This is a genomic window from Pantoea sp. 18069 (genome assembly GCF_902706035.1).
Lineage (GTDB): Bacteria > Pseudomonadota > Gammaproteobacteria > Burkholderiales > Burkholderiaceae_C > Comamonas.
Map to the genome: position 1 here is coordinate 182,465 of NZ_CACSJA010000004.1, position 11,982 is coordinate 194,446.

The 11,982-nt window shown below is 63.2% G+C and carries 12 protein-coding genes; 6 read left to right on the forward strand and 6 right to left on the reverse strand.

Annotated elements, in window-relative coordinates:
• Positions 1-5 precede the first annotated feature (5 nt).
• Positions 6-803, reverse strand: coding sequence for an SDR family NAD(P)-dependent oxidoreductase (locus tag GVL12_RS05675; RefSeq protein ID WP_159911734.1), 798 nt, complete (start codon positions 801-803; stop codon positions 6-8).
• Between the two features lie 109 nt (positions 804-912).
• Here GVL12_RS05675 and GVL12_RS05680 point away from each other — a divergent pair, with 109 nt between their 5' ends.
• The 3 genes from GVL12_RS05680 to trxC all read left to right on the forward strand — a co-directional run bounded on the left by GVL12_RS05680 (position 913) and on the right by trxC (position 2,739).
• Positions 913-2,016, forward strand: a complete 1,104-nt coding sequence (locus GVL12_RS05680; RefSeq protein ID WP_159911736.1) for a class I SAM-dependent methyltransferase — start codon at positions 913-915, stop codon at positions 2,014-2,016.
• Positions 2,017-2,032: 16 nt separating this feature from the next.
• Entirely contained in the window at positions 2,033-2,227 is a 195-nt protein-coding gene (locus GVL12_RS05685) for a DUF2905 domain-containing protein (protein WP_159911738.1), read from the forward strand.
• Between the two features lie 77 nt (positions 2,228-2,304).
• A complete protein-coding gene (trxC, locus tag GVL12_RS05690) occupies positions 2,305-2,739 on the forward strand; it encodes a thioredoxin TrxC (protein ID WP_159911740.1) in 435 nt (144 codons plus the stop codon).
• 156 nt (positions 2,740-2,895) lie between these two features.
• On the opposite strand, the gene GVL12_RS05695 is transcribed toward trxC, so the two are convergent.
• From GVL12_RS05695 to GVL12_RS05715, 5 genes are all read right to left on the reverse strand, one after another.
• Positions 2,896-3,282, reverse strand: coding sequence for a DUF779 domain-containing protein (locus tag GVL12_RS05695; RefSeq protein WP_159911742.1), 387 nt, complete (start codon positions 3,280-3,282; stop codon positions 2,896-2,898).
• Between the two features lie 98 nt (positions 3,283-3,380).
• Positions 3,381-4,901: an aldehyde dehydrogenase family protein gene (locus GVL12_RS05700; RefSeq protein ID WP_159911744.1), complete on the reverse strand. Its 1,521-nt coding sequence runs from the start codon at positions 4,899-4,901 to the stop codon at positions 3,381-3,383.
• A gap of 67 nt (positions 4,902-4,968) precedes the next feature.
• Entirely contained in the window at positions 4,969-6,225 is a 1,257-nt protein-coding gene (locus tag GVL12_RS05705) for a multifunctional CCA addition/repair protein (protein ID WP_159911746.1), read from the reverse strand.
• A gap of 195 nt (positions 6,226-6,420) precedes the next feature.
• The gene (locus tag GVL12_RS05710; RefSeq protein ID WP_159911748.1) at positions 6,421-7,575 is read right to left on the reverse strand and encodes an iron-containing alcohol dehydrogenase; all 1,155 of its coding nucleotides are present in this window, start codon (positions 7,573-7,575) and stop codon (positions 6,421-6,423) included.
• A 111-nt stretch (positions 7,576-7,686) separates the two neighbouring features.
• Complete coding sequence (locus GVL12_RS05715; protein WP_159911750.1) at positions 7,687-8,370, reverse strand: glutathione S-transferase family protein; 684 nt, start codon at positions 8,368-8,370, stop codon at positions 7,687-7,689.
• Positions 8,371-8,577: 207 nt separating this feature from the next.
• On the opposite strand from GVL12_RS05715, the gene queC reads away from it, so the two are divergent.
• From queC to GVL12_RS05730, 3 genes are all read left to right on the forward strand, one after another.
• The gene (gene queC, locus GVL12_RS05720; protein WP_200843515.1) at positions 8,578-9,273 is read left to right on the forward strand and encodes a 7-cyano-7-deazaguanine synthase QueC; all 696 of its coding nucleotides are present in this window, start codon (positions 8,578-8,580) and stop codon (positions 9,271-9,273) included.
• A 371-nt stretch (positions 9,274-9,644) separates the two neighbouring features.
• Positions 9,645-10,685: an ankyrin repeat domain-containing protein gene (locus GVL12_RS05725; protein WP_159911754.1), complete on the forward strand. Its 1,041-nt coding sequence runs from the start codon at positions 9,645-9,647 to the stop codon at positions 10,683-10,685.
• A gap of 187 nt (positions 10,686-10,872) precedes the next feature.
• A complete protein-coding gene (locus GVL12_RS05730) occupies positions 10,873-11,850 on the forward strand; it encodes an ankyrin repeat domain-containing protein (protein ID WP_159911756.1) in 978 nt (325 codons plus the stop codon).
• The last annotated feature ends 132 nt before the right edge of the window (positions 11,851-11,982 follow it).

An 11,982-nucleotide genomic window follows, 5' to 3' on the forward strand; every position in this document is an offset into this window, starting at 1 on the left:
GCGATTCACTCGATCATGAACATGACATCACGTTCCAGCGGCACCAGATGCTGTCCATTGTCCACGCATAGCGTTATTCCTGTAATTGCCGGGTTTTCCGCGAAGAAGACGCCGGTCTGCGCCACATGCTGCGCTTGCAACGGCGCACGCAGCAGATTCACGCGCGCCGCGCGGTCGTAATTGTCCTGGCTTTGCGGCCCGCTCGGGTACATCAGGCCGGGCGCGAGGCCGACCACGCGCACATGGGGCGCGAGCGCCTGGGCCTGCAGCGCCACGGCGCGTTCGAGCGCGAGCTTGGACAGCGTGTAGGAAAAATAGTCGGGGTTGAGGTTGACGACCTTCTGGTCCAGCACATGGATGGCGACCGGCCGTGCGCCGCCGGGCGCGGGCGGCGATGCGCGGTCGTGGGCCTGCCAGCGCCGGGCCCAGTCGCTGGTCAGCAGCAGCGGCGACAGCGTGTTGGTGTGCAGTTGCCGGTCGACGCGCGCCAGGTCGGCGCCGAAATCGAGCGCGCTGTCGGGTTCGAACAGCGAAGCGTTGTTGACCAGCGCCTGGGGCAGGGCGCCGCAGGCCGCGTAGACCTGGGCCATCAGCGGCGCGGCGGCGTTGCGGTCGCTCAGGTCGGCCTGAAAGGCCAGGGCCTGCACGCCCAGGGCGCGCACTTCGGCGCAGGTCGCTTCGGCGGCGCCCCGGCTGCGCAGGTAGTGGCAGGCAACGCTCCAGCCCGCGCGCGCGAACGCCAGGCAGAACTCGCGGCCCAGGCGCAGGCCGCCGCCCGTGATCAATACCCAGCGCTGTTGCATTCAAGTTCCTCGATATGTTGCGGGTCGTCGCACGGAGATTTCCGTGCGGAAAAATGGCAACCGGCAATTACAGCCGAAAATGGCGGCTTGTTGCCGGAAAGACAGACCAATGACGGACAGTAGTGAAAGTTTAGCGGGCGTACTGAGCCAGCAGATCCGCGCGCGCATCGAGGCCGCGGGAGGCTGGGTCGGCTTTGACGCGTTCATGGCGCTTGCGCTCTACAGCCCGGGCCTGGGCTATTACGCCAACGAGCGCCCCAAGTTCGGCAGCATGCCCGAATCCGGCAGCGACTTCGTCACCGCACCCGAAATCTCGCCGGCGTTCGGCCGGCTGCTGGCCGCGCAGGTGTCCGAGGCGCTCGAGCGCACGGATACGCGCGAGGTCTGGGAATTCGGCGCGGGCACGGGCGCGCTGGCCGAACAGCTGCTGGGCACGCTGGGCGACCAGGTGCAGCGCTACACCATTGTCGACCTGTCTGGCAGCCTGCGCGCGCGCCAGCAGCAGCGCCTGGCGCCGTTTGCCGCCAAGCTGCACTGGGCCGATGCACTGCCCGACGCGATGCAGGGCGTCGTGGTCGGCAACGAGGTGCTCGACGCGATGCCGGTACAGCTGCTGATGCGCAAGAAGGGGCAATGGTTCGAGCGCGGCGTGGTCTGGGACGGCGCCGCTGGCGGCTTCGCCTGGGAGGACAGGCCCACGGCGCTGCGCCCGCCGCTCGAGATCGAAGGCCCGCAGGACTATTTGACCGAAATTCACGCCCAGGGCGAAGCCTTTGTGCGCACGCTGGCCGAGCGGCTGACGCGCGGCGCGGCCTTTCTCATCGATTACGGTTTTGGCGAAGACGAGTATTACCACCCGCAGCGCCACATGGGCACGCTGGTCTGTCACCGCGCCCACCGCGTGGATGACAATCCCCTGGCCGACCTGGGCCTCAAGGACATCACCGCCCATGTCAACTTCACCGGCATTGCCGTGGCCGCGCAGGAGGCGGGCATGGACGTGCTGGGCTATACCACCCAGGCGCATTTCCTGATCAACTGCGGCCTGCTGCAGCAGCTCGAGCAGATGCCGCAGGGCCCGCGCGCCATGGCCGCCAAACTGATGATGGAGCACGAAATGGGCGAACTGTTCAAGGTGATTGGTCTGAGCCGCGGCGTAGCGCCCTGGCCGGCACTGGGCTTCGTGCAGGGCGACCGCACGCACCGGCTGTGATGAACCGGACCGCTCCATGATCCGCTGGCTGATCATCATTTTCCTGGCGCTGCTGCTGATCAACGGGCTGTCGAACCTGCTCGAGCGCATAGGCCTGGGCCGCCTGCCCGGCGACCTGCGCTTTCGCATTTTCGGCCGCGAGATCTTTCTGCCGTTTGCGAGCACGATTTTGCTGAGCGTCATTGCGGCGCTGATTGCCAAGTTTGTCTAGGGTTGAAGTCGGCGGCTTAGCCCAGAGATAAAGGCAATGGCTGCGGCCAAATTTCCACACTTCGACAAAGGCGCCCCATGTCCGATTCCCTGCACTTCGTCTGCCCCCACTGCCACACCACCAACCGCATCGCGCGCGAGCAGCTGGGCAATGCGCCCGACTGCGGCAGCTGCCACCAGGCGCTGGTCACCGGCGAACCCGTGGCGCTCGACGCGGCGAGCTTTGCCAAGCATGTGGGGCGCAGCCAGGTGCCGGTGGTCGTCGATTTCTGGGCGCCCTGGTGCGGGCCTTGCCGCAGCATGGCGCCGGCCTTTGCCCAGGCCGCCCAGGCGCTCGCGCCCGACGTGCAGCTCGCCAAGCTCGACACCGAAGCCCACCCCCAGGCCGCTGCACCCTACAACATCCGCAGCATTCCGACGATGGTGGTGTTTCGCGGCGGGCAGGAGCTGGGCCGGATATCGGGCGCGATGGGCGCGGCCGATATCCAGCGCTGGGTCCAGTCAGTCATATGACAAACCCCCTGAGCCGCTAACGCGACTTCCCCCTCTCATCCTTCGGTGGAGGGGGACGGCAGCATCGCTGCGGGGCGGCCCTTGCTCGCTGCCCCCTTGCTGGGGCTCGCCAGTTTCATGAGCTGGCGTGAATCAATCCAAGAATAGGATTTTGAGTCAGATTGGTGGTTTGGCTTCGCCCTGGGCTTCGAGCTGCGCGAGTTCGTCTGCGGTGAACACGCGCGAGCGCGTGTGAAAGCTCTTGCCTTCGGGGCCTTCCAGCGAGAACGTGCCGCCGCCATGGCCGTCGATCACGTCGATGATCAGCTGCGTGTGGCGCCAGCTCGCATACTGCGAGCGGCTGATGTAGAACGGGCATCCGCCTATCTGGCCCAGATAGACATCGCCCGGCCCCGTGGTCAGCTCGCCCAGCAAATAGCAGTTGGCGGCGCTGTTGTCGCAGCAGCCGCCCGACTGGTGGAACATCAATCCCGGCCCGTGCTTCTTCTTGAGCTCGGCAATCAGCGCTTCGGCTGCGGGCGTTGCAACGACGGTTTCGACCATGGCGGGTTTCCTTCACCGGCTCCGGGCAAACGGATGTATCAACCGTTCGTCCCGAGCCTGTCGAAGGATGAACGGCCTGTCCTCCAGCACGCGTCGTTTCAGAAGAACCCCATCTTGTCCTCGCTGTAACTCACCAGCAGATTCTTGGTCTGCTGATAGTGGTTGAGCATCATCTTGTGGTTTTCGCGGCCCAGGCCCGATTCCTTGTAGCCGCCGAACGCCGCGTGCGCGGGGTAGTGGTGGTAGCAGTTGGTCCAGACGCGGCCGGCCTTGATCGCGCGGCCCATGCGGTAGGCGCGGTTGCCGTTGCGGCTCCAGACGCCTGCGCCCAGGCCGTAGAGCGTGTCGTTGGCCAGCTCCAGCGCTTCGGCTTCATCCTTGAAGGTGGTCACGGCCAGCACCGGGCCGAAGATTTCCTCCTGGAAGATGCGCATCTTGTTGTGGCCCTTGAACAGCGTGGGCTGCACGTAGTAGCCGCCCGCCAGATCGCCTTCGAGCTTGGCCACGCTGCCGCCGCAGAGCACTTCGGCGCCTTCCTGCTTGCCCAGGTCGAGATAGGACAGGATCTTGGTCATCTGCTCCTGGCTGGCCTGAGCGCCCATCATCGAGTCGGTGTCCAGCGGGTTGCCGTGCTTGATCGCGGCGACGCGGCGCAGCACCTTTTCCATGAAGCGCTCGTAGATCGACTCCTGGATCAGCGCGCGCGACGGGCAGGTGCAGACTTCGCCCTGGTTGAACGCAAACAGCACCAGCCCTTCGATGGCCTTGTCGAGAAACGCATCGTCCTCGTCCATGACGTCGGCAAAGAAGATGTTGGGCGACTTGCCGCCGAGCTCCAGCGTCGCGGGAATCAGGCTGTTGGCCGCGGCCTGGGCAATCACCCGGCCGGTGCTGGTCGAGCCCGTGAAGGCGATTTTCGCGATGCGCTTGCTCGTTGCCAGGGGCATGCCGGCTTCGCGGCCGAAGCCGTTGACGATGTTGAGCACGCCCGGCGGCAGCAGGTCGGCAATCAGGCCGGCCAGCACCAGTATGCCTATGGGCGTCGACTCGGCGGGCTTGAGCACCACGCAATTGCCCGCGGCCAGCGCGGGCGCGAGCTTCCACGCGGCCATCAGGATGGGGAAGTTCCAGGGAATGATCTGCCCGACCACGCCCAGCGGCTCGTGGTAGTGGTAGGCGACGGTGTCGCCATCGATTTCGCTGATGCCGCCTTCCTGGGTGCGGATCGCACCCGCGAAGTAGCGGAAATGGTCGGCCGCCAGCGGAATGTCGGCGTTGAGCGTCTCGCGTATCGCCTTGCCGTTGTCCACGGTCTCTACATAGGCGAGCAGCTCGCGGTTGGCGTCGATGCGGTCGGCGATTTGCAGCAGGATCTGGCTGCGCGCCGCGGCCGACGTCTTGCCCCAGGCGTCGGCTGCGGCATGCGCGGCGTCCAGCGCCTTCTCGACGTCGGCGGCCGTGCCGCGCGCCGCCCTGGTGTAGACCTTGCCGTTGATTGGCGTGACCACATCGAAATACGCGCCCCCCGCGGGCGGCACCCATTGGCCGCCGATGAAGTTGTCGTACTGGGGCTGGAAGCTGTGCAGGGCGTCGGCGGAGCCGGGAGGCGCGTATTGCATGGACTTATCTCCTTTGGGTGGACGAATGGCCCATGTTCGGCCCAAAACGGGTAAATGGACCCCGGTTTTACCCTGGGTCCGTGGCCAGCCAGCGGTCGATGGCGCGCGTACGTGCGGCGGCCACGGCCTCGCCCACGGCGCGGCCGGTACGGCCTTCGGCCGCGGCCTGGGCCGCGACCTCGGCGGTGGGCACGCTCAACGCTGCGTCAAGTGCCGCCTGCAGGCGCGCGCGCTGCGGATAGGGCTGGTCTTCGAGGCCCAGCCGCCCGCGCGCATCGCATTCGCAGGCCAGCAGCGCCAGCGCGAAGCGCGCGGGCTGGCGAATCGCATCGCAGCGCTCCAACAGCCGCATCAGCGCGGCGGCATTCAGCTCACTGCTGCGGTGGATATTGCCGTGTTCGCGCGCAACCACATCGGCGAGTTCGCGGCAGTCGCTGGGCACGCGCAGCCGGTTGCCGACCTGCCTGGCCAGTTGCGCGCTGCGCTGCTCGTGGCCTATGTGGCGCGGCAGCACGTCGGCCGGCGTCGTGCCCTTGCCCAGGTCGTGCACCAGGCAGGCGTAGCGCACGGCGAGCGGCACTTGCAGGCGCGCGGCCTGCTGCAGCACCATCATCACGTGCACGCCGGTATCGATTTCGGGGTGGTATTCGGCGCGCTGGGGCACGCCCCACAGGCGCGCGAGTTCGGGCAGCAGCACGGCGAGCGCACCGCAGTCGCGCAGCACTTCGAACATGCGCTCGGGCGCGGTTTCCATCAGGCCGCGCGCGATTTCCTGCCACACGCGTTCGGCGACCAGGTCGCTGGCTTCGCCGGCATCGACCATCTCGCGCATCAAGGCCATGGTTTCGGGCGCGACGCTGAAGTCGGCAAACCGCGCCGCAAAGCGCGCCACGCGCAGGATGCGCACCGGGTCTTCGCGAAACGCCTCGGTCACATGGCGCAGCAGCCTGGCCGCAAGATCGCGCTGGCCGCCATAGGGGTCGCTGAGCGTGCCGCTTTCGGGCCAGCCATCCGGCGCGGCCATGGCATTGATCGTCAGGTCACGCCGCGCGAGGTCTTCCTCCAGCGTGACGTCGGGCGACGACTGCACGGCAAAGCCGCGGTAGCCGCGCCCGCTCTTGCGCTCGGTGCGCGCGAGCGCGTATTCCTCGTGGGTCTGGGGATGCAGGAAGACGGGGAAGTCGCGGCCCACGGGCTGGTAGCCCTGGGCGACCATTTCTTCGGGCGTGGCACCGACCACGACCCAGTCGCGGTCATGCACCTGCCGGCCGAGCAAATGGTCACGCACCGCGCCGCCGACCATCAGGATTTGGATGGAACTCATGCGCCAAGTGTCGCCGGATTTGGGGCGACATTTTGAGTGCGTAGCATTTGTGCCGCTCCATGCCCTTGGGATTAGCATGTCCCATCGTGGGGGCGCCGAGCAAGGGCCGCACCTAGGCGGCCCCCCCGCAGCGATGGTGCCGTCCCCCTGGAGGGGGAAGCCGCGAAGCGGCTCAGGGGGGGGGGGAGCATTCTTTCAGAATGCAGACGAGTAGATTGCCAGCGCGTCGTCCAGCGTCAGCGGGCGCGGATTGTTCATCAGCAGGCGTTCCTGCAGCATCGCGTCGGCGGCCAGCGTGGCGAGCATGTCCTGGGCCACACCATGGTCGCGCAGGCGCATGGGCAGCGCGGTCCTTTCGATCAGCGCGACGATGTGGGCAATGAAGTCCGCCGCGCGCTCGGAGGGCGTGCCGGTCTGCGCCAGGCCCAGCGCCGCGCCGAGCTCGGCATAGCCTTGCGGGTGCGTCTGGGCGTTGAAGCGCAGCACATGCGGCAGCACCAGCGCATTGGTGAGGCCGTGGGGCAGGTGGTAGCGCCCGCCCAGCGGGTAGGCGAGGGCGTGCACGGCCGCGACCGGCGCATTGGCAAAGGCCTGGCCGGCGAGCATGGAGCCCAGCAGCATGGCTTCGCGTGCCTCGAGGTCGCTGCCATTGGCGCATACCTGTTCGAGGTGGGTGGACAGCAGCTTGAGCGCCAGCGTGGCCGCATGGTCGGACAGCGGGTTCTTGAGCCGCTTGCTGGTGAACGCTTCGATTGCATGGACCATGGCGTCTATGCCGGTGGCCGCGGTGATTGCCGGTGGCAGGCCTACGGTCAGCGCGGCGTCGAGCACCGCCAGATCGGCATAGAGCTGGCGCGCGACGATGCCGCTTTTCGTTGTGGCGCCGGTCGTCACGATGGCGACGGGCGTGACTTCCGAGCCCGTGCCGGCGGTTGTCGGAATATGCACCAACGGCAGGCGGCCACCCTGGACTTTTTCGACGCCGTACATGGCGCTCAGCGGCTGTTCGCTCGCAGCCAGCACCGCGACCAGCTTGGCGACGTCCATCGACGAGCCGCCGCCCACGCCCAGCACCAGCGTGGCGCCGAATTCCCGGGCACGGGCGGCGGCCTTTTCAACCACATGGTCCGGCGGGTCGGCCTCGACGTCGTCGCAGACCAGCAGCTCCCAGCCATGGGCGCGCAAGGAGGCGAACGCCGGCTCCAGCAGTCCGCTGCGGACCAGGAACTTGTCGGTCACCGCCATCACGCGCCCGGGCGTGAAACGTTGCGAAAGGATTTCTCCTATGTGTTGCGCGGCACCCGTCTGGATGATGACTTGCGCGACGGTGCTGAATGAGAACGGCGACATGCGAGTGGATGCGAGTGGTGAGGATTGACCATCCTGACGCGACTTGGCGCGCACGTCCAGTACCTTGGCGTCACCGAGGGTAGACGGCCGCAGGCACTGCGGCCCCCACGTTCAACGGCGTTCGCGGTAGGGTTCCTCGAAGTCGATGAAGTCCTGCTCGGCGAGCGCGTCCTGCACCCACTCCTGTACCGAGGGCAGGGCCTGCACGCGCTTGACGTAGGCGTCGATCTGCGGCGGCACGGGCAGCGCGTAGGTCGCCAGGCGCAGGCAGACCGGCGCGAAATAGGCGTCGGCAATGGTGAAATGGCCGAACAGCAGCGTGCCGCCATGCGTGGCGAGCAGCGCGCTCCACATCTCTATGAGCCGCTGCACGTCGTCGCGCACACCCGGCTGCTCGTTCCAGATCTGCGCGCCGGCCGCGGGCAGATGGGCTTCGACGTTGAGCGGGCAATGGCTGCGCAGTTCGGGAAAGCCACCGTGCATTTCGGCGCAGATGCTGCGCGCATGGGCCCGGTCGGGCGCGAGCCGCGGCCAGAGGTGCTTGTCGGGGTATTGCTCGGCCAGGTATTCGGCGATCGCCAGGCTGTCCCAGATGGCCAGGTCGCCGTCGACCAGCACCGGCACCTTGCCCGCGGGCGAGACCGCATGCAGGCGCTGCTTGAACTCCGACTGCAGCGAGAAGCTGTCGAAGCGCACCTTGACCTCCTCGAACGCGATGCCCGCCTGGCGCATCAGCACCCAGGGCCGCATGGACCACGATGAGTAATTCTTGTTGCCGATGTAGAGTGCAAGCATGCAGACTCCTGTCAGGTCGAAGGACGAGGGCGGCGCGGGGTGTGCACCCATGCTAGCGACTGTTGCGCGGCTTGTCATGGGGACTGCGCGGGTTTGGCCGCAAATCGCGGCAAAAAACCGCGTGGACCGTGGCGCAGGCCTGCAAAGCGGTAAGAAACTGTTTCGCGGTGTATCGGCCTGCAGGCCGGCAGTGCTTTAATGCCCGCCATGCACACTACCGCCCTGGTCCTTTTTTCCGGTGGACAGGACTCCACCACCTGTCTGGCCGATGCCTTGTCGCGCTATGAACGCGTCGAAACCCTGGGTTTCGACTACGGCCAGCGCCACCATGTCGAACTCGATGCGCGCCAGAACGTGCTGGCCGAGCTGCGCCGCCAGTTCCCGCAATGGGCGCCGCGGCTGGGCGAAGACCATATGCTGTCGCTCGACGTGCTGCGCCAGATCGGCGGCTCGTCGCTGACCGACGACGTGGCCTTCGCAATGCAGGCCGACGGCCTGCCCAACACCTTCGTGCCCGGCCGCAACCTGCTGTTCCTCACGCTGGCCGGCGCGCTCGCCTACCGGCGCGGGCTGCAGGTGATTGTCACCGGCGTCTGCGAGACCGATTTCTCCGGCTACCCCGACTGCCGCGACGACACCATGAAGGCCTTGCAGGTCGCGCTCAACCTGGGCCTGGAGCGGCGCCTGCGCATCGCCACGCCGCTGATGTGGATAGACAAGGCCCAGACCTGGCAGATGGCGCACGACCTGGGCGGCCAGGCGCTGGTCGACATCATCGTCAACGACACCCACACCTGCTACCAGGGCACGCGCGAGGTGCTGCACGGCTGGGGCTATGGCTGCGGCACCTGCCCGGCCTGCGACCTGCGTGCGAAGGGGTGGGCGCGCTGGCGAGCGATGTAAAGCAGCCCCCGCGCTGGTTTGTGTTGCGCTGAAGGGAACTGCGCGAACCCCTCGGAGATGTGTACGGCGTCGATCAGCGACCCATTGGCACGTATTCGAGCCAAGGTGCAGTACCCGTTTCGGGTGCCTGAGAGCAGTTCGGGCAGGTGCCGCTGTGCCAGCATGGTGTGCAGACCATCACGCCGTTCAAGCTGTGACGGGTCAGACGCAAATTGCGCGGGTCATGGAACAGGTACGTGCGCAGGAGGCGTCGTACGCATCAAACCGGGGAAATCCCCCAACAGGCCCATGGGCAGTTTTCATCTTCCAGATGCGCGTAACGCACTCATGGTCATCCGTGCACAGCTTCCTCAGCGGATACATGCAACAGCGTGAATTTTCTAGAAATCAAGTGGAACAAATCAGTCTCTATTGCTACCTATGAACTGCCTGTCATGGTTTCACGGGTAGATATGTTTCTTGCTCCTATGATGAACCTGGCTTCATTGACTTTCTGTTCTGAAAATTTACGTTCAAGAATCATGTTCATACAAAGAATGCCATTGGCGACAGTCAAAACTGTGAGCGTCTCGGTTGAAGACTCGCTGGCAAATGCGGTGAATGATGGAGATTCAAAGAAATTGCGGGCGTTGTTGAGTAATCCGGCGGTAGATGTCAATGCCATGGATGCTGATGGATGCACTGCCCTGATGTGTGCAGTGAAGGCTGGCGAATGGGATGCTGTCGATATTTTGTTGGCTGATGGGCGTGTGGATGTCAATATCAAGGATTGTGCAGGATGGACGGCCTTGATGTATGCGGCTGTTTCAGAAGAAGATTTTTTTGAGAATTTCCTTGATGGGTTGGATGAGAGAGGTGTTGATTTTGATTTGAATTTGACAAATGATGAAAATCAGAGCGCACTGATTCTGGCTGCTCGAAAAAGTGGTGGGGGTGATGTAAGGTTGTTGCTGGGGCGGGGGGCTGATGTCAATATTGTTGATAAATCGGGAAGTAATGCGCTAATGCATTATATTAAGTCCAATGGTGACGATGTTGATGCTGGAGTGGTGCAGTGGTTTGTTGAAAATAATGTGGATGTAAGTTGTCAGGATATCCATGGTCATACTGCGCTGATGCTTCTTTCAGGCCAATTTGGCAGGGACGCCAAGAAGGTTTTTCTGGAGAATGAAATGGTCTTGCACAATATTGATGCGGTTGACGGTCGTGGCAGCACCGCTTTGATGCATGCCGTTGTTGATATGGATTATGATTATTTCGAGTTGCTGGTTGATGCGGGGGCGGATGTTAATGTGCAAGTGAATGGTGCTTGGTCAGCCCGCAGCCTGGCGCAAGTCAATCAGTACCATGAGTTTGTAAAACTTATTGATAGTGTCAATGATGGTCGTAATCGTCTGTCTGATATCGATTGAATTGAATGATAGCGTTGTTGTAAATGCATACGATCCAGTTGGTAGGCCAAGCGGATGGCCTGCGACCTGCGCGCCAAGGCGTGGATGCGTTGGCGTGGCCCTGTGAAAACGCGGTTGCTGCTCGGCCGGTTTGTTGATTGCTTGATCGACAGTTCTTTTTAGTCCATGCAATTTCTGTGGAGTGTTTATGACTATTCAGCCAGTTCATCGGCCGATTGCTCAAGATCTGGTCGCCGCAGTGGACACCCTGTTGATCAATGCCGTGAAAAGCGGGGATTTGGAAAAGGTAGGGCCATTGTTGAGGACCGAGAATGTCAACGCCAAGGATGAAGATGGCTGGACAGCCTTGATGCATGCCGCCTTCGAAGGCGATGAGCCGATGCTGCGGTTGTTTCTGGTAGAGAAACCACAGATAGATTTGAATGCAACGAATAACGCTGGTGAGACAGCGCTGATGTTGGCGGCTGAAGGGCGATGCGTTGGCGCAATGAAATTCTTATTGAGTGTTGGCGCGGATGTCAATATTGTGGATGACTCCAGTTCTACAGCGTTGCTGATGTATTTGAACTCTCTTCATGGGGAAGATATCGATGTTGATCTGGTACAGGATTTTCTTCGTGAAAATCTGGATATCAGCGCGAAGGATTGGCGAGGTAACAATGCGTTGATGCTGGCATCAAAAACAGCCGGGCCAGCGTTGAAGGATATTTTGCTGTTGGCGATGATCAATCACCCAGGTATCATTAACGATCGTAATGAAAAAGGTTATACAGCCTTGTGTTTTGCGGCTGAAAGGGGTGATGCTGTCTTCGCCAAAAAACTGGTGGCGGCCGGGGCTGACGTTGCCTGGGTGACGAAAGATGGCAAGACTGCCGCGGATTTGGCAATCGAAGCGATGGATGTCGATTTGGCAGATTTTTTGCTGATGAGTGCAGTGGAGCAGGGGCGGGAATCGTTGGAGGCCGCCAAGATCCTTCGGCAGAATGCGTTGAGCCAATGGGCGGAGTTGAATGGCCCCCCTGATCTGGCAGGGGTTGACGATCTCGATGAAGTCTCCGATACATCGAGAAAAGGGGTCAGTTTCAATGAGGAGGTCGATGTTCGGGAATTTGAACCAGCCGATCACGAAAAGGATGATTCCGAGCGCGGTTTGGATGACCGGTAAGAATTTTCATCAGAGTGCGCGTGAAACCTCGGCATTCATGCCGGGGAGGTAGAGCGCCGGATGCGAAGCATCCGATGCTTTTGGCCTTACCTGATCACGTTTTGTGTGATTGGCCGGGTTAAGAAAATAGCC